Genomic DNA, 18,007 nt, shown 5'->3' on the forward strand with positions numbered 1-18,007 from the left:
ATCGGCACCCCCCTTATCAAGGGTAGATCCCCCCGCCTATCGGCACCCCCCTTATCAAGGGTAGATCCCCCCGCCTATCGGCACCCCCCTTATCAAGGGGGGCAGGGGGGATCGAACCTAAAATCCATTTTTAATTTAATTATAACCAGCTACTTAACTAGATTTTTTTCCTGTGAATAATTGATAACTAGCTGAGGTTGTCGGCGCTAAGAAACAGCTGGGAACATTGATAGATTCAGAGTCTAACTATTGACTAATACCTATTCTCGGCGGGGGAATCAAGATTGCTTGACTCTCTTGGCTGCTAATGAGTTGAAGCCTTTGTCACTTTACTGATAACCCTCAGACCGACTAACTGTATACTAGGCTATAAGATTTGCTTAAAAATCTTCAAACCATGCCGAACTATCGACAGTACAGCGATCGCCAAATATGAATCAAGGCATAGATTTACAAGAAAGTTTCATTAAATCCCTAACAGACTTGGGATTAAGTGGAGGAGTGGCTAAAGCGATTTGGATGCCTTTACCCATGTTCCTGATGATTATAGCCGCCACGGTGGGGGTTTTAGTCTGCGTCTGGTTAGAAAGGAAAATTTCCGCCGCCGTCCAGCAGCGTATCGGGCCCGAATACGCAGGACCCTTGGGCGTTTTACAACCAGTCGCCGACGGTCTGAAATTAGTCTTTAAAGAAGATGTCGTCCCCGCTAAGGCCGATCCTTGGTTATTCCTATTCGGGCCAATTTTGGTGGTGATGCCGGTGTTTGTCTCCTATCTCATCGTCCCCTTCGGCCAAAATCTGCTGATTACTGACCTAAACGTAGGTATCTTTTTATGGATTTCCTTGTCCAGTATTGCCCCCATTGGTTTATTAATGGCGGGTTATGCCTCAAATAATAAGTATTCCTTACTGGGAGGCCTGCGGGCGGCGGCGCAATCGATTAGTTATGAAATTCCCTTGGCTTTATCGGTATTAGCGATCGCGATGATGTCTAATAGTCTCAGTACCATTGATATTGTCGAACAACAATCCGGTTATGGCATTTTAGGCTGGAATATCTGGCGCCAACCGGTGGGTTTTCTGATTTTCTGGATTGCCGCTTTAGCTGAGTGTGAACGTCTGCCTTTCGATTTACCGGAAGCGGAGGAGGAATTAGTCGCCGGTTATCAAACCGAATACGCAGGGATGAAATTCGCTCTTTTTTATGTGGGTTCCTACGTTAACCTCGTGCTGTCGGCCCTAGTTTTCGCCGTCCTCTATCTCGGTGGTTGGGAATTTCCTATCCCCGTCAATGCTGTGGCCGGCTGGTTGGGAGTGAGTGAAACCAATCCCTGGCTACAAATTATCACCGCTTCCCTAGGGATTACGATGACAGTATTAAAGGCCTATTTCCTCATCTTCATCGCTATTCTCTTGCGTTGGACTGTACCCCGGGTTCGCATTGACCAATTACTCGATTTAGGCTGGAAATTCCTCCTACCGGTATCTTTAGTTAACCTACTACTTACGGCCGCCCTAAAACTAGCTTTTCCCTTTGCTTTTGGCGGTTAATTTCCTTTTTTGCCCTGTTAACCTACTACCCCTCTGACCATCATGTTTAACATCCTCAAACAAGTCAGCGATTACGCCAAAGGTAGCATTCAAGCGGCGAAATACATCGGCGAAGGTTTATCCGTTACCTTTGATCATATGCGTCGTCGTCCAGTTACCGTCCAGTATCCCTACGAAAAGTTAATTCCCTCGGAACGTTATCGGGGTAGAATTCACTTTGAGTTCGATAAATGTATCGCTTGTGAAGTTTGTGTGCGAGTTTGTCCGATTAATTTACCAGTAGTGGATTGGACTTTTAACAAGGAAATTAAAAAGAAAGAACTCAAACACTACAGTATCGATTTTGGGGTCTGTATTTTCTGCGGTAATTGTGTGGAATACTGTCCGACTAATTGCCTATCGATGACCGAAGAATACGAACTAGCGACCTATGATCGTCATGAATTAAACTATGATAACGTCGCCCTAGGCCGTTTACCCTACAAAGTCACCCAAGACCCGATGGTAACACCTCTGAGGGAATTAGGTTATCTGCCGAAAGGTGTCATCGAACCCCACGATTTACCCGCCGGTAGTCAACGCGCCGGTAAACGTCCAGAAGAAATTACTGATTAATTAGCAGTTAGCTATCAGCCGTCAGGAGTTGGAAATTTAACAGTAATAACTGATAACTGATAACTAATAATTAATAACTCTCAAACATAAAAGGAGATGAAACTACTGTGAATTTAGCCGAGGGCGTTCAAATAGTATCTTTTGGCATTTTAGCAGCCCTAGTAATCGGGACAGCTTTAGGCGTGGTACTATTATCTAATATCGTTTATTCCGCCTTTTTATTGGGTGGTGTTTTTATCAGCATTTCGGGTTTATATCTCTTACTAAATGCTGATTTTGTAGCGGCGGCACAAATTCTAATTTATGTGGGTGCGATTAACGTTTTAATTCTCTTCGCCATTATGCTTGTTAACAAGCAAGAGGACTTTTCTGATATTCCTAAACGTTGGATTCGTCAGGCATCTACTGCTTTAGTTTGTGTTGGTTTATTTGTGCTGTTATCGACGATGGTTTTAATCACACCTTGGTCAATTTCTAGCACTTCTCCCGCCGTAGTAACTAATACTTTAGTAGAAATCGGTAAGCATTTCTTTAGTGATTTCCTGCTACCCTTTGAATTAGCTTCCGTGCTATTATTAATGGCCATGGTCGGAGCAATTATTTTAGCTCGTCGTGACCTTATCCCCACCCTAAAAGCTGAAGAACCTACGGCCACAGCCTTAACATTACCCGAACGACCTAGAGAATTAACCGCCCCTAAATAAGACCAAAGAAAGAGGTATCATGCAGATTCAGTTAGAGTATTATTTGTTATTAGCGGCGGCTTTATTTTGTATCGGAATTTACGGTTTAGTCACCAGTCGCAATGCCGTCCGGGTTTTAATGTCGATCGAATTGATGCTCAATTCTGTTAACATTAACTTAATGGGTTTTTCCAACTATCTTGACCCCGCTAATATCCGAGGCCAAATTTTTACTATTTTCGTGATTACCGTAGCGGCAGCCGAGGCAGCCGTGGGTTTAGCGATTATCCTGACTATCTATCGTAACCGCGACACGATCGATATGGAACAGTTTAATCTGCTCAAATGGTAAGCTTTTAAATAGGGTTTGCTGAATAAATCTAAAAACCTTGTTGGATAAGGTTTTTAAACTTTTTTTCCCTCAAAAAGTGCCGACCATTGGGGTGAACCCCACACCCCACACCCTGTCCCCACGAAAAACTTTTTCAGCAAACCCTAAATATTTCCCCCCCCTCTCTCCCTTTTCTGGGGGGAGTTTTTTTTGGCCAGTTTTCCCTGTTAACGGGGATAAATCTCGGTGACAACTCGATCGGGGGAACTACTACTAACAACAATGTTATTATCTTCTAACGTGCCGATCGCTTTATCGCCAGTGAGATTAAATTTTGGTTCCTGTTGTTCATAGATAATATTCCCCTCGGCCTCGACAATTTTTTCCGACATTTTCCAAGTTAAGATCTGACTATACAATTGCGCCCCAGTTTTCTGATTAATTCCCTTAACCCCATCCTTGAGATAAGCGATACGATTGCCTAATTCCACCACCACACGATTACCAGTAATAGTGATTTGATCTTGATATTGAAAAATTTCCGTGGGGCGATCGGAAGTTAGGGTACGATTTTGATAGTTCCAAATTGCCTGAGAACCAGAAATCTGTAAAGGTGGTTCTAAAGAGCGATATTCGAGGTTTTCTTGCAGGATAACCTGATTATTTTTTCTTTCCCAACGACCGCCGATAGCAGTAAGGCGATCAATAATAGTTTTACTAATATAGCGATCAAAAGCGACTTTTTGATCGGTACTAATGACCTGTTGCGGAATTTCCCAGTACAGGCGCTCGGTTTGCAGGACAACACGAGATTCCTTAGCGGTAGCCACCACTTGACCTTGTAATTCTAGTTTTTCTTGGCGCGTGTCGTAGCGTCCTTGGCGCGCCTTAGCTTCTAGTTGTAGATGACTACCTTTGATCCCTTTGGGGGAGATTAAAATACCTTCCTTGGGTAGCCAACGCAATTCCGGCGCGTTAATAATGGCCTTATTGCGGGGATCCACAGCCACAATATTATCTTTGAGGAGAATTTCCTGGCCTTCCTTATAGACTTCACCGCGGTCAGCACTAACCTGTAAAACTACTTTCCCATCTTGATAGATATTACCCTTGATATTTTCCAGACGGGCGATTTTTTGGTCTTGGGTGTAGGTAGCTTTTTTGACCTGAATTTTCCAGAGGGGTTGTCCCGAGGGGTTAGCCTGTTCTAAGGTGGCATTATTGAGAATTAAGCGGCCAGTTTCTTCAATTTTAGGCGATTCTGTCGGCGAAATTGTCGGCGGATCGGGAGGTTGACAGGCCGTTAATCCCAGCAAACCGATTAGAAGGGCAGCCCCGCGCCCAATTGATAGTTTTAATTGTAACCGCTGCCTCAATTTTGATCGCTCCGCTGCTAAGTAGGTAGGCGTTAAAAATTATCAGATGCCCCCCTTATCAAGGGGGGACTAAGGGGGGATCGGCACCCCCCTTATCAAGGGGGGCAGGGGGGATCGAACCTAAAATCCATTTTTAATTTAATTATAACCAGCGACTTATTTTCTCTCCTCCCAGTGTAGGGTAAGGGGTCGCCCCTTGACCGATTGGGATGGTTAATCGCTAGTTTTGCTAGGAAAAACCCCCGGTTGAACGGTGAGAGTTTGTTGTTTACCCCTGCGGTTAATCTCGATTTCCAGATTACCACCGATCGCACTGGTTTCCACACCTTGCTGCACATCCGAAGCGGTTTTAACGGGGTTTCCTGCCACAGTTTCGATGATATCACCCGCTTGCATTCCGGCTTTTTGAGCGGGGGAATTTTCCACCACTCGCAGGACGATTACCCCTTCATTTTGGTCAATATTAAAGTTTAATTCTTTAGTTTCGTTCAATTGCTGCCGTAATTCTGGGGTTAGCGTTACCATCTGGATACCGATGTAGGGATGTTCCGCTTTACCCTTACTAGATAGCTGTCCCGCCACTTTTTGGGCGGTTTCGATGGGAATAGCAAACCCTAAACCCTGAGCATCGGCCCGAATTGCCGTATTAATACCGATAACTTCACCCTTGGCGTTTAGCAACGGACCGCCGGAATTGCCGGGGTTAATAGCGGCATCGGTTTGGATAAAACGAACCCGTTTATCGGGAACCCCCACTTCGCTGCTAGTGCGTCCTAGGGCGCTAATAATGCCCACTGTCACCGTATTATCTAAGCCTAGGGGATTGCCAATAGCGATCGCCCACTCCCCGGGTATTAAAGTTTCGGCCTTGCCAAAAGTCACCGTCGGTAAATTTTCCGCCTCGATTTTCACCAAGGCCACATCGGTCATATTGTCAACTCCCAGGACTTTACCCTGATAGGTTTGACCGTTTTTCAGAGTCACTTTTACTTGGGTTGTCCCTTCCACCACATGGGCATTAGTTAAAAGTAGTCCATCTGTACTGATGATAAACCCAGAACCAGTTCCTCGTTCCAAATGCTCCTTGGGAATCGGCACTTCATTACCAAAAAAGCGCCGAAAAAAGGGCTGTTTAAATTCTTCGGGAATTTGGTCGGCCACTTCCCGGGCCGAGTCAATCCGCACCACCGCCGGCCCGACTTTCTGCACGGCCTGGGCGATAAAATTAACATTGCCGTCGGTTTGGGGAATAACAGGGAGAGAGAGGGAAGCGGGGAGAATTGCCGGCGGTTTATTTACCTCTAGGGGTGCTTTTCTGCTTAAATACTGATTTCCTAGCACACCCACAGTACCCCCTAGGACGAGTAATCCCAGTGAAATCCCCAATCTTGTCAATAAACCCATAAGCTCTAGCCCTAAAATGTCGTGTGCGGTAGAATCGGCCCCAAACTTACCTATATTATAGGCTGTCTTTTTTGTCGGTAGGAAAGAATCAATGGGAACTTACCCCGTTTACCAGTCTTCTTTTAGCGGTAAAATCACGAAACAGCTATGAGAATCTCAGTTCATGCAATTGTTTGATCGCATCCGTTTAGGGATAGCCGTAGCGGTGGCTAAAACCGTTACTGCTGTGGTTAAAGGACTCCGTTTAGGGGCCGCCAGCGTCTTGCCGGGGGAAATTGCCCGTCGTCTCCATCCCCGTTTGTTGCCGCTACTTTGTGGGCAAGTCCGACGGGGGGTAATCTTGGTGGTTGGCACGAATGGAAAAACTACTACTTCCCTACTGCTAAGAACTATTCTAGAGCGTCAGGGAGCAAAAGTCACCCATAATACCACCGGGGCGAATTTAATTAATGGTTTAATCACTGCTTTATTGGCCGATGCCAATTTATTCGGCACTTTAAAGGCTGATTATGCCATTTTAGAAGTGGATGAAAATATTCTCCCTTTGGTTTTAAAAGATTGTCGTCCTCGCGCTATTTTAGCTCTTAATTTGTTTCGCGATCAACTCGATCGCTATGGGGAAGTGGATACGATTAGTCGCCGTTGGCAAGGAGCCATATCTCCCCTACCCACCGATACTTTAGTGATTCTCAATGCTGATGATCCGACCCTTTCCCATTTGGGTCAACAACTGCCCCAAAGAGTTGTATATTTTGGCTTAAGTGAACCAGAATTATATCTAGAAGAAATTCCCCACGCTGTCGATTCTATTTACTGTCCTAAATGTGGTGCTTCTTTGGATTATCGCGGAGTTTATCTCTCCCATTTAGGGGATTTTAGTTGTCCTAGTTGCGGCTTTAAAAAGAGTAATCCTGCTTTTCATAGTCAGGATTGGCCGCAGATTTTAATCGGTGTTTATAATAAATATAATACTTTAGCGGCGGGTTTGGTAGCCCAGGAATTGGGGATTAAAGATCGAGAAATTTTTGAGACAGTTCAGGGTTTTAAAGCGGCTTTTGGTCGAGCGGAAGAATTAGAAATTGAGGGCAAAAAAGTTAGGATTTTACTGTCTAAAAATCCCGTGGGTATGAATGAAACAATTCGCACGGTGGCTGATATTTTACAGAAAGAAAAGTCCTCGACTACTCTCTTAGTTCTCAATGATCGCATCCCCGACGGGACGGATGTTTCTTGGATTTGGGATGTGGATACGGAAAAATTAACCCGTTTGGGAACAACTTTAGTAGTAACGGGCGATCGACTTTATGACATGGCTTTACGCTTACAATATAGTCAGGATAGTCTCGCTTATCCCGTTAATTTAATTGTTGAATCCGATCTAAAAAAAGCGCTCCAAATTGCCCTTAATAACACCAAAAATGAGGAAACTTTACATATTTTACCCACCTATTCTGCTATGTTAGAAGTACGAGAGATTCTCACAGGTAGAAAGATTTTGTAGAAATTAGAAAAGAGTGAAGATTGGTGTTAGGGGTTGGGGTGGTCACTGCGTGCGCGTTGCGGGGGGTGTTAGGGTGTTAGTTGAATTCCCCCATTTCCCCATTTCCCCATTCCCCCATTCCCCTATTCCCTAATTCCCCATTCCCCCATTCCCTAATTCCCTAATCCCCTAAAAAATTATGCAAGAACTAGAACTAAAAATCGGCTGGTTATATCCGACCTTAATGAGTACATACGGCGATCGAGGTAATGTTATTACTATCCAAAGAAGATGTCAATGGCGTGATATTTCTGTGACAATTATTCCCCTAGATGCTCAAACAGAAGCCGAGAAATTTTATCAAGTAGATATAATTGTTGGGGGTGGGGCGCAGGATCGGCAACAGGAGATCGTTATGCGCGATTTACAGGGTAAAAAAGCGGCGGCGATGAAAGAACAATTATCGGCAGGAATACCGGGGGTTTTTACCTGTGGTTCCCCACAATTATTAGGCCATTATTACGAACCAGCTTTCGGTCAAAGAATCGAAGGATTAGGATTATTAGACCTAGTAAGTAAACATCCTGGTCCCAATGCAAAACGCTGTATCGGTAACGTGGTTTTTGAAATTACTGCCTCCCCTTTAGCGGAGGAAATTAAAGCTATGACTGGGGAAAAACCGCTAGTAATTGGCTTTGAAAATCACGGGGGTCGTACCTATTTACAGACCGTTTCTCCCTTGGGAAAGGTGATTACTGGCTACGGAAATAACGGAGAGGACGGTTATGAAGGAGCATTTTACCACAATGCGATCGCTACCTATGCCCATGGTCCGCTACTACCCAAAAATCCCTTTTTAGCCGATTGGTTAATCCAAAAAGCTTTAGAACAAAAGTATCAAAAAGCCATTTTTTTAACAAAACTTGATGATTCTCTGGCCTTGAAGGCACGATTTGCCATGTTTGAACGACTAGAACTAACCGGCGTGACCAATAAAGCCTAAACTGGTCATATACACTTATGGCAGGAGATAGTCAAACTAGCCATTAAGAATTTTAATTGTGGCAGCTTATGAAATTATGACTGGAAAAATTATCGATCGTCAAACGGCGGGGTTTCTCGTCCTCATCATTCCCCTAGCGGTGCTAATCATCCTTGTTTTTACCGCTTGGCCATTGATCCTACTTGTCTTCCTCTTAACTCTGGCAGTCAAGGTGTGGCAAGACTATCGCTGGTCAAAATTATCGACGGTGATTAACCCCTATTTCAATCAACTTTTACAGGACAATCAAGGTTGTCTCACCCCGATTGACCTATCGGCAAAAGCCAATCTCACGGCCAAATTAGCCAGACAATTTTTAGACAAAAAAGCTGAGGAATTTGGAGCGCAAAAAAAAGCTGTAGGCGATCAGGGTATGGCCTATTACTTTATCACCGCCAGTACCTTGGGTAGTATTTTTGATGAGAGTGACCCCTCTTTAGAAGAAATAGGGGAAAAACAAATTCCTGCGATTACTGCCTCGAGATCTCCCCTGACCAATTTAGAGCAATCCCAGGAGGCTAAATCCTCTCTGATTGTCGCCGAAAAGAGCGAAAATTCTGTCTCGGAGGTTCCTGTTATTTCCTCCTCCCAACCTCTGACTAATTTAGGTAAATTATTTGAGGAAAAAGAGGAAGAAAAAAACGCAGCGATCGCTGTTCAAGAAACGGTAATTCAAGAACCGGAGGAGATAATTAATCCTAGTTTGAACAGTTCTGCCAGTTCTTTATCCCAATCAGAATCAGAAGTTAGGGAAGAATCTCTAACCTCTGATTCTGAAACCATCTCATCAATGAGTTTGGCGGATTTGGCTAAACGTTTAGGAGTTACCCCGGCCGTTTTGGGTAGAAACAAGAAAAATAAATCCGAAACAGAATTTGCCGATTGGAGTCGCATCAGAGATCCCGATGGTATTGCTTGGAAATTTGACGCAAAAAACTCCCTATTTGTGGCCAACTGATAGGTAATTTGTTTGGTTTTCTAGACAGGCTCAATGCCTGTCTTTTTTGGCTCTAGAATTAAAGGGGGATCTGCACCCCCCTTATCAAGGGGGGATTAAGGGGGGATCGGCACTCCCCTTATCAAGGGTAGGGTTGATTCATGAATCAACCCTACTATCAAGGAGGGATTAAGGGGGGATCAAAGGAACGGTGATTCCCGATAACATGAGTGATTGACTTTCCTGCTTTCATCCCCAAATAGTTGTGCTAGAATGGCGAAAAATTCCCCCCATTGATAATTATGTTAGCTGAATTAGTCGCCGCCGAAATCGCTAAAATCGCCTTTGAAGCTGTTATCGGTAAATTAACGGAAGGAGCAATGGATAAAGGTGTATAATTGTGGCAAAAAATTAAGCAAAAGTTACAAAAGGAACCCGCCGCCGCTCAGGTTTTAGCGGCAGCAGAACAAACCAAATCCGAGGCGATGATTGAACAGCAAGTGGTTCCTTTTTTACAGGTAGAAATGCTCAAAGACCCCAATTTTCCCCAAGAAATCCAAACCCTAGCACAACAAATTAAACAAGTTATCAACAGCAGTAGGTTGGGTTGAGCAATAATAACTCTTGTCTGTCAAATATTAGCGACGCTTGAGCGAAACCCAACCACACCAATGTCGTCAATAATGTTGGGTTTCGCTCAAATCATTGAATCGAGCAGGTTTCCCCTAAGTATTAAATCGCTCAACCAAACCTACAAGATTCTATCTGATAACTGATAACTGATAACTGATAACTGATAACTGATTAAGATTTCACTCCCAGATTAAAGAAAATCGTTCCCCGACGCACAGAATTTTCACTGCCTTGGCTGCTAATAGTAAGAGAACGCAGATTATTAAATAAAGGCTTAATCGATAATTCTAACACCCGCACGATCGGGAATTTCGACTCAATAACTGGTTGCAATTGTCGCCAATCGACGTAAAAATAACCATCATTTTCTGCGGGTAAAGCAGTAATTGCCTGTCGAAACTTACCACTACCTAAAATGGGGTTTTTCTGTGCAGATAAAGCTAAACCCATCGCTTCCACAGAACTAGCGATAATTTCATAATTATCGACCCTGGTATGCACTCCCGTCACGAGCGTCTCTAGTTGCGCTTTTCCCTCTGGGACCGCCGTGGTTAACTTTGTCCAAGCTGTCACCGATCGATCGAGTAAAGGCAGATTAACCACATTATAGCCGCGACTGCGGGCCAACTCATCCAAATGCTCGATCGCACTGTCCACCTCTACTCCCATCACCCGTTCCCCTACAAAAACACTATCGGGTTCCATCCCCTTTGAATTAGGCACGAGAGCGAGACTATATTCGCCTCTAACCCAGCTAAAAACGTCTTCAGGCAAATTTAAACCTAAAGGCGACTGGAAGCGGTTTAAGACCTGTGTTATTAATTCCTGTAGGGGACTATCCGCTTCTAACCCCTCCTCTACCTGAGTCCAAAAACGATTTAAATCGCGACTAGCGGCGACTAAAAGGCTATTTTCGCTGATAAAAGATAATGCTCCCACGGGACTAGATAAAATTGGTGCTTGGTCATCCTGTCCTAAAACCCCAATTAAGGCGGTTTGAGCGACTATTCCCCCGGATTTGAGTGTAAAAGCCGTGGCTAATCGTTGTTTCGCTTCGGGACTCTCCGGGACGGGTTGATTAGCTATCCAAGCCGATAACGGGGGTAAATTGCCGTAAACTATAGCTATACGCGGTTCAGTGATATTTTTGAGGGCTTCTCGGTAATCGGGGCTATTTTTTAGGTTTAAATCTGGTACTTGCACGTTATTAAGTGCCTCGCGCAAAACCTTGATATTATTGGCAAAAAGCACCGTATCACCCACCACGGCACTAGCGAGAAAACGATTATTATCTCCCGCAGTCAAGGGACGTTGATAGATTAGGTTAACTCCCTTGTAGGGTTCAAAAACCAGGTCAAATTTGCCCGAAACCGCCTGTTTTGAGTAGGAAGCTTGCAGAAACTCCTTAGCGCGTTCGCCATCTTTACTTTGAATTGCCAAAAGATAACCCGGTTGGATACCATTATCGGTATCGCGATCGAAATCTAGGGAAGTAACAGCGAGGGTGATTTCTTCCCCTAACCAGGGTTTGATTTCCTTTTGATAATTCAATCCCGTTTTACCGAGCAGACTTTTTTCTAAATCCTTAATTTCTTGGTGGGAACGTCGTCGATTAGCCGGTGTAGCGATTAATTGACCAAAAGACTCCAAACGTTCGGGATTGACCAGCAAGGATACCATAACCGGGGCCTGTTTCGGCACAAAAATCGCCGCCGCCGGTTCCCGCAGCACCCCACCTTTGAGCAAAGACAGAGGACTATCGGCGAGAATCCAAGCAAAACTGGCTGTAGCGACTCCTAGGAGAATGATTACCGTCGCACCTAAAATATAGAAAAACGATCGCAATTTCACAACCTTGCCCCGAGATGAACCATTAGCTATTTTAAGCCAGCAATTGACCCAAGAATTTCGATCGCTACAATTCTTACCAGACTGATAACCGATAACTCGCCACCGATAACTAACTTTTACCAGCCTTTTTCCGCTTGAGCGAGGACATAATTAGCTACAGCTTCGATATCTTCAGCGCTGAGACGACTACCGAAAGCCGGCATCGCACCCATACCTTTGGTAACTTGGGTAACGATAGCTTCAACGGAATCTTTGCCGTATTTAACTAAATCTTCTTTTTTCAGGGTTTTAGCGGCATTAACCACGTTTTTACCGCCCATGTGACAGGAAGCGCAGTTAGCACTGAAAATCGAAGCCCCATCAGCTAAAGCGGGACGAGCCATACCGAAAGTAACCACAGCCAAGAGCAAGCACAGGGAAATTAATAATCTTTTCACGATTGGTTCTCCTCTATTTCTTCAGAAATTCCCCAACCATGGTCAGAAAAAAACGGTTTTCTTGTCAAAAGACAAGCTGTCAAACTTGGTGTAGAATCAATTCATGGGACAGTTAAAAGCAAACTTTTACTTTTTTGTCAAAAGACAGGCTGTCAAACTTGTCATCTCCCCTCGTGTAAAGGATTAACAAGCATGAAAAAATTAGGTTTATTGGTCGCTACCGTGGTGCTAGTCGTCTCTAGCTTCTTCTTCAACACTGCCTCCGCTGCTGCGGAAACCTTCACGGTTAAGATGGGCGGTGATGCAGGCACACTACAATTTGATCCCCCCACCCTGACTATTAAAGCAGGAGATACGGTGAAATGGGTTAATAACAAACTTTCTCCCCATAACATCGTTTTCGATAGTGCCAAAGTTCCCGAAGCCCAAGCCAGCAAATTATCCCACAAGGGTCTGGCTTTTTCCGCCGGGGAGTCCTTTGAAAGCACTTTCAGCGAACCGGGTACTTACACCTACTACTGCGAACCCCATCGCGGCGCCGGTATGGTCGGAACGATTACCGTTCAGTAATGATCCGATTTTAGCCAAAAATAACTCGCGGTTAACTGCCGCGGGTTGTTTTTTTGGGGTGTGGGGTGTGGGGTGTGGGAAGTGGGAAGTGGGGTGTGGGGTGTGGGGTGTGGGGTGTGGGGAAGTGGGGAAGTGGGGAAGTGGGGAAGTGGGGAAGTGGGGAAGTGGGGAAATTGAACTAAAACCCCAACACCCCAACACCCCAACACCCCAACACCTAAAACCTGTCTCCCTTCTCCGTTCTCCCTTCTCCCTTCTCCTGAAATATAAAGTCTCGGTTACAAAACTGACTTCTGAGCAATTCTCACCCCACCATAGAAACAGAAGCCCGTAGGAAAATCAGCCATGAAAGAACACGATGTCGTTATAGTGGGCGGTGGGTTAGCAGGATGCCGCGCCGCCTTAGAAATCAAACGCCTCAACCCGACTATCGATGTTGCTGTCGTTGCCAAAACCCACCCAATTCGTTCCCACTCCGTCGCCGCCCAGGGGGGTATCGCCGCCGCCCTGCAAAACGTTGACCCCAAAGATAATCCCAAGGCCCACGCCTACGATACTGTCAAAGGGTCCGATTTTCTGGCTGACCAGGATGCGGTGGATATCCTCACCCAAGAAGCCCCCGAAGTTATCATCGAATTGGAACATCTAGGCGTGTTATTCTCCCGTCTCGAAGATGGACGCATTGCCCAAAGAGCCTTTGGCGGTCACAGCCATAACCGGGCCTGTTACGCCGCCGATAAAACCGGTCACGCCATGCTGCACGAATTAGTCAGCAATTTACGCCGTAATCAGGTAAAAATCTACGATGAATGGTACGTTTTACGCCTTATCCTCGAAGAAGGTACGGCTAAAGGCGTAGTTATGTACCAAATCGCCACCGGACAGTTAGAAATCCTCCGGGCAAAAGCCATTATGTTCGGGACGGGGGGCTATGGTCGCGTTTATAACACCACCTCCAACGATTTCGCCTGTACGGGGGACGGTTTAGCTTTATCGGCAAAAGCGGGTATTCCCCTAGAAGACATGGAATTTGTCCAATTTCACCCCACGGGACTCTATCCCGTCGGTGTTTTAATCTCGGAAGCAGTCCGGGGTGAAGGCGCTTATTTAATCAATAGCGAAGGTCGTCGTTTTATGGAAGACTACGCCCCCTCGCGCATGGAATTGGCACCCCGGGACATCACTTCCCGGGCCATTACCCTAGAAATTCGCGCCGGCCGGGGGGTAAATCTGGACGGTAGCGCCGGGGGTCCCTTTGTCTATCTGGATTTACGCCATTTAGGCCGGGAAAAAATTATGAGTCGCATTCCCTTCTGTTGGGAGGAGGCCCACCGTCTCGTCGGTGTCGATGCGGTAGAGGAACCGATGCCTGTACGTCCTACGGTTCACTATTGTATGGGCGGCATTCCCGTTAATACCGATGGTCGCGTTCGCCTAAGTGCCGATACCCTCAGCGAGGGCTTTTTCTCCGCCGGGGAATGTTCCTGTGTCTCTGTCCACGGGGCTAATCGTTTGGGCAGTAATTCCCTGTTAGAATGTGTGGTCTATGGGAGAAGAACCGGCAAATCGATCGCTAAATACGTCGAAAAACGCGCTTTTCCCGTCTTTAATCCCGATATTTACCTTCAGGATGCCAAAGAGGAAATCACCGCTCTATTGACCAAAAAAGGCACGATTCGCATCGGTCAACTACGTCAGCAATTCCAAGACTGTATGACCCAACATTGCGGCGTTTTTCGCACCGAAGCAACTATGCGCGAGGGAATTAAACAAATCGGCGAATTAAAGCGCCAATACGAGCAGATTTACCTCGATGATAGAGGTGATTGCTGGAATACCGAACTAATCGAGGCCTGGGAATTACAAAGTCTCATGGTAGTGGGGGAAATTATCCTCACCTCTGCTCTCAATCGTCAAGAAAGCCGAGGGGCCCACTCCCGCGAGGATTTTCCCCAACGGGATGACCAAAATTTCCTTCAGCATACCCTCGCCTATTATTCCCCCTCCGGCATCGATATCGACTATATGCCCGTAGTGATTCAGGATTTCACCCCCGTGGAACGTAAGTATTAACTTCTGGTCGGACGGTAAATGTAAAGTAATTTTACAAACTCCTTGGCATTTACCGAGATTTAGTTCTATACTAAATAAAGCAACGCGGGATAGAGCAGTCTGGTAGCTCGTCGGGCTCATAACCCGAAGGTCAGTGGTTCAAATCCGCTTCCCGCCATTACTTATAAAGCTAGTTTTAAATAGAGCGGAACGTGATAGGCTTCAAACATTGCCAGAAATTTATCACATAAGGCCATTAAACAGGAATCTAGATCAGAAGCGATCGGTTTATTAATATCGGGGCTAAATTCCCGATAAACTGGCACATTCGACCGAGTTGCTAGAATAGGATCGGCTTTGCTCAAATAGACAAGAACACGCCATGTCAGAAGCTATTACGATCGCCGATATTTACAAACTGTTTGAAAGAACCGAGGCTCAATTTGCCGAGTTCCAAAAAGAGGCCGAGCGCCGTAGTGCTGAAGCGGACCGCCGTAGTGCTGAAGCGGACCGCCGTAGTGCTGAAGCTGAACAACGAAATGCCGAAGCGGACCGCCGCAATGCTGAAGCCGATCGCCGCCGGGCTGAAGCCGATCGCCGCCGGGCTGAAGCCGATCGCACGATGGAAGAATTGAAAAAACAGGTACGAGCCACCACCGAAGCCGTCAATAACTTAACCACCCGTTGGGGGCGTTTTGTCGAAGAAATGGTAGAGCCGGCGGTTGTGCAGTTATTTCAAGAGCGGGGGATTGATGTCACCCAAACCATGAGTCGTTTAAAAAGTAAACGTCCCGGGGCAGCGATGGAAATTGATATTCTGGCGGTGAATGGCAGTGAGTTAGTGGCGGTGGAGTGTAAATCTCGACTCTCGAAGGATGATGTAGATGACTTTCTCGATCGATTACAGCGATTTAAGTTAGCCTTTCCCCAATTTCGAGACTTTCAGGTTTATGGCGCAGTAGCGGGGATTGAAATCGATCAGGGGATAGATAGTTATGCTTATCGGCGCGGTTTATTTGTGATTAAGCAATCAGGAGAAACGGTTAAAATCATCAACGATGCTCAATTTCGGCCCCTAGGTTTTGCCTGATTAGGTGTTTTTCATCATCAACATCTTGAAGGCTCTCCCCCTACTTATGGTGATCAGCAAACCTGATCGATCGGAGGGCGCAAGCCTTGCGCCCCTACATTATCAAATTTTGTCCACAATGTAGGGGCGAACTGCGTTCGCCCAAAAGGTACATTATCAAAGCGCAAGTCCCTTAGGTGTTTTTCATCATCTCAAAAAATAGACTAAAATAAGCTATCCCAAACCTCTACCGATCTAATCCCATGCCTAAGAAGAGTTATGGCGAAACTGTTGAAAAAAGGGTCAAACGCTTGTTTGAAGTCTTATTAGATCATGTGGCTCACTGTCAATGTGAGGATAATGATTGGGGAGTCAAGCTGGCTCTAGGGGAAGAGGGGAAACTTTTGCGGGTTGAGACGAATTTAGCGGCTTTAGTACGCTTGGCAGAGCAGAAAGGGGAAAAATTGACCAAAGATCAAGTTAGGGACGCGATTAGCCACTATTTGGCCGATTATCTAGGCATTCTTCGGGATGAGCGTCACGAAAATGAAAAGCAGGGGTGTGAGGAATGGCGGTTCTCCCTAACTCTGTGGGCGAAATACGACGATAAGACAACAAATTTGACTAAATTTTCGGAAGAGTGGCATAAAAGGCGCTCTGAACCCTCTAAAAAAGCGATCGCTAGACCTGAGAAAACCGCCGCGCCTCCTGTTACTGTTACTGCTTTAATGGATGCTAAGCCTCAAACCGAAGCAAATCTGCAACTTCTCACATTTGATTTAACTGGAAAAGTCGAACAGCTTACAAGGTCAGAACAGTACTATGCAATTCTCACGGACATTGTCACAAAAAAAGACATCCTGAACGACTTATATGTTTCAATTGGAGAGGGAGACTTTGTTTACGCATGGATTACAAGAATATTTCATGAGGCTAATTTAGATAAAAAGCCTAAAATTAGTAGGCTCATACTGAAAAGATTGAGTGATGAACTTATTGATATATATATCTCAACCAATCGATTATCGATAAACTTTAAAAATAAGATTAATCGAAACCTTGAATTTATACTTGAGGATGAACAACTGAGGCAAAATAATGTAGAAATAGAAATTAAATATTGGCATACTTTTCCAAAGTTTCATGGTTATTTATATGGTGACGATATGTTGCTCGGTGAATGGGCAAATGATGCTAAAGGTTATATTCATGTAAAATCTCCTTTGTATTATACAAACAGGCAGTTTTTCCCTAAACAATATGATTTTATCAAAAATATTTTTGAAGAAAACTCAACATTTTGATATTGAATAAATAGACAACAAAGCGTTGAGGGTTGTCTTACTCGAAGATGGTATCACAGTTCACAATGCTTTTTTTGATAGGAATTTTAAGCCATGAAAATCACCTACTTTCAAGATACGGATACTCTATATTTAGAGTTCAATAACAATCCTATTGTCGAGACTCAAGAAATCAATGAAAATACCTTGGTCGATCTTGATAAAAATGGGAACATTTGTGCAATCACCTTGGAACAGGCCAGAAACTTAACGGGTCTGAATGCTTTTTCCCTAGAAACTATTGTCGCGCCTCAATTAGTGTCAAGTTTATAAGAGTTGTCATAATAAAATTATTCTATAAACCTTGACGTGATATAATATATATGACACCAATGGCAAGCATTGCACCCCTACAGTTGGACAAATTCGTTATTATCAATGACAACAACTTTAATCAATCACATTGAAATTACCCCGGAAACCTGTGGCGGTAAACCGCGCATCGCAGGTCATCGCATCAAAGTCCAAGATGTCGTTATTTGGCACGAACGTCTGGGAATGTCACCCGATGAAATTGTTTATCATTATCCCAGCATTACTTTAGCTGATGTTTACGCGGCCCTTTCTTACTATCACGATCACCTTGAAGAAATTAGACAACAAATCACAGATGATGATACCTTTGCCAAGGAA

The 18,007-nt window shown here is 44.9% G+C and carries 19 protein-coding genes, 1 tRNA gene and 1 pseudogene; 16 read left to right on the forward strand and 5 right to left on the reverse strand.

Annotated elements, in window-relative coordinates:
- Positions 1-432: 432 nt before the first annotated feature.
- The 4 genes from nuoH to nuoK all read left to right on the forward strand — a co-directional run bounded on the left by nuoH (position 433) and on the right by nuoK (position 3,201).
- The gene (nuoH, locus tag IM515_RS04435; RefSeq protein WP_002767982.1) at positions 433-1,551 is read left to right on the forward strand and encodes an NADH-quinone oxidoreductase subunit NuoH; all 1,119 of its coding nucleotides are present in this window, start codon (positions 433-435) and stop codon (positions 1,549-1,551) included.
- A 42-nt stretch (positions 1,552-1,593) separates the two neighbouring features.
- Positions 1,594-2,166, forward strand: a complete 573-nt coding sequence (ndhI, locus tag IM515_RS04440; RefSeq protein ID WP_002767981.1) for an NAD(P)H-quinone oxidoreductase subunit I — start codon at positions 1,594-1,596, stop codon at positions 2,164-2,166.
- A 107-nt stretch (positions 2,167-2,273) separates the two neighbouring features.
- On the forward strand, positions 2,274-2,870 hold the full coding sequence (locus IM515_RS04445; RefSeq protein ID WP_002734810.1) for an NADH-quinone oxidoreductase subunit J: 597 nt from the start codon (positions 2,274-2,276) through the stop codon (positions 2,868-2,870).
- Positions 2,871-2,895: 25 nt separating this feature from the next.
- Complete coding sequence (gene nuoK, locus IM515_RS04450) at positions 2,896-3,201, forward strand: NADH-quinone oxidoreductase subunit NuoK (protein ID WP_197533180.1); 306 nt, start codon at positions 2,896-2,898, stop codon at positions 3,199-3,201.
- Positions 3,202-3,407: 206 nt separating this feature from the next.
- Here the strand turns inward: nuoK and lptC are convergent, their stop codons facing one another.
- Both lptC and IM515_RS04460 read right to left on the reverse strand, forming a co-directional pair.
- Entirely contained in the window at positions 3,408-4,556 is a 1,149-nt protein-coding gene (gene lptC / locus IM515_RS04455) for an LPS export ABC transporter periplasmic protein LptC (protein WP_287629385.1), read from the reverse strand.
- Positions 4,557-4,769: 213 nt separating this feature from the next.
- Positions 4,770-5,960 (reverse strand): HhoA/HhoB/HtrA family serine endopeptidase, encoded by a 1,191-nt coding sequence (locus IM515_RS04460; RefSeq protein WP_287629386.1) that lies wholly within the window; start codon positions 5,958-5,960, stop codon positions 4,770-4,772.
- 163 nt (positions 5,961-6,123) lie between these two features.
- Between IM515_RS04460 and IM515_RS04465 the strand changes: the two genes are divergently transcribed.
- From IM515_RS04465 to IM515_RS04480, 4 genes and pseudogenes are all read left to right on the forward strand, one after another.
- On the forward strand, positions 6,124-7,461 hold the full coding sequence (locus IM515_RS04465; RefSeq protein ID WP_287629388.1) for a Mur ligase family protein: 1,338 nt from the start codon (positions 6,124-6,126) through the stop codon (positions 7,459-7,461).
- Positions 7,462-7,639: 178 nt separating this feature from the next.
- A complete protein-coding gene (locus IM515_RS04470) occupies positions 7,640-8,443 on the forward strand; it encodes a type 1 glutamine amidotransferase (protein WP_287629389.1) in 804 nt (267 codons plus the stop codon).
- A 76-nt stretch (positions 8,444-8,519) separates the two neighbouring features.
- Positions 8,520-9,440 carry a hypothetical protein gene (locus IM515_RS04475; RefSeq protein ID WP_043996646.1) on the forward strand — a complete coding sequence of 307 codons (921 nt, stop codon included), beginning with the start codon at positions 8,520-8,522 and terminating at the stop codon, positions 9,438-9,440.
- 281 nt (positions 9,441-9,721) lie between these two features.
- Positions 9,722-10,015: pseudogene (locus tag IM515_RS04480) on the forward strand (hypothetical protein); the annotation flags it as partial.
- 208 nt (positions 10,016-10,223) lie between these two features.
- Here the strand turns inward: IM515_RS04480 and IM515_RS04485 are convergent.
- Positions 10,224-11,903 (reverse strand): DUF3352 domain-containing protein, encoded by a 1,680-nt coding sequence (locus tag IM515_RS04485; protein ID WP_287629390.1) that lies wholly within the window; start codon positions 11,901-11,903, stop codon positions 10,224-10,226.
- A gap of 116 nt (positions 11,904-12,019) precedes the next feature.
- Positions 12,020-12,340 (reverse strand): cytochrome c6 PetJ, encoded by a 321-nt coding sequence (gene petJ / locus IM515_RS04490; protein ID WP_002767960.1) that lies wholly within the window; start codon positions 12,338-12,340, stop codon positions 12,020-12,022.
- A 192-nt stretch (positions 12,341-12,532) separates the two neighbouring features.
- Here petJ and petE point away from each other — a divergent pair, with 192 nt between their 5' ends.
- From petE to IM515_RS04510, 4 genes are all read left to right on the forward strand, one after another.
- On the forward strand, positions 12,533-12,910 hold the full coding sequence (petE, locus tag IM515_RS04495) for a plastocyanin (protein ID WP_287629392.1): 378 nt from the start codon (positions 12,533-12,535) through the stop codon (positions 12,908-12,910).
- 45 nt (positions 12,911-12,955) lie between these two features.
- Positions 12,956-13,087, forward strand: a complete 132-nt coding sequence (locus IM515_RS04500; RefSeq protein WP_287633199.1) for a hypothetical protein — start codon at positions 12,956-12,958, stop codon at positions 13,085-13,087.
- A 168-nt stretch (positions 13,088-13,255) separates the two neighbouring features.
- Positions 13,256-14,983, forward strand: a complete 1,728-nt coding sequence (locus IM515_RS04505) for a succinate dehydrogenase/fumarate reductase flavoprotein subunit (RefSeq protein WP_287629393.1) — start codon at positions 13,256-13,258, stop codon at positions 14,981-14,983.
- Between the two features lie 83 nt (positions 14,984-15,066).
- Positions 15,067-15,140: transfer RNA gene (locus IM515_RS04510), tRNA-Met, on the forward strand.
- Positions 15,141-15,144: 4 nt separating this feature from the next.
- Here the strand turns inward: IM515_RS04510 and IM515_RS04515 are convergent.
- Positions 15,145-15,288 carry a hypothetical protein gene (locus IM515_RS04515; protein WP_287633204.1) on the reverse strand — a complete coding sequence of 48 codons (144 nt, stop codon included), beginning with the start codon at positions 15,286-15,288 and terminating at the stop codon, positions 15,145-15,147.
- A 56-nt stretch (positions 15,289-15,344) separates the two neighbouring features.
- Between IM515_RS04515 and IM515_RS04520 the strand changes: the two genes are divergently transcribed.
- The 4 genes from IM515_RS04520 to IM515_RS04535 all read left to right on the forward strand — a co-directional run.
- Positions 15,345-16,052: a DUF3782 domain-containing protein gene (locus IM515_RS04520; RefSeq protein ID WP_287629396.1), complete on the forward strand. Its 708-nt coding sequence runs from the start codon at positions 15,345-15,347 to the stop codon at positions 16,050-16,052.
- A gap of 242 nt (positions 16,053-16,294) precedes the next feature.
- On the forward strand, positions 16,295-17,335 hold the full coding sequence (locus tag IM515_RS04525; protein WP_287629397.1) for a hypothetical protein: 1,041 nt from the start codon (positions 16,295-16,297) through the stop codon (positions 17,333-17,335).
- Positions 17,336-17,428: 93 nt separating this feature from the next.
- The gene (locus IM515_RS04530; RefSeq protein ID WP_287629398.1) at positions 17,429-17,647 is read left to right on the forward strand and encodes a DUF2283 domain-containing protein; all 219 of its coding nucleotides are present in this window, start codon (positions 17,429-17,431) and stop codon (positions 17,645-17,647) included.
- 105 nt (positions 17,648-17,752) lie between these two features.
- Positions 17,753-18,007, forward strand: a 255-nt coding sequence (locus IM515_RS04535; RefSeq protein WP_287629399.1) for a DUF433 domain-containing protein, incomplete at its 3' end; no start/stop codon positions are given.

Source organism: Microcystis sp. M44BS1, assembly GCF_020244875.1.
GTDB lineage: Bacteria > Cyanobacteriota > Cyanobacteriia > Cyanobacteriales > Microcystaceae > Microcystis > Microcystis panniformis.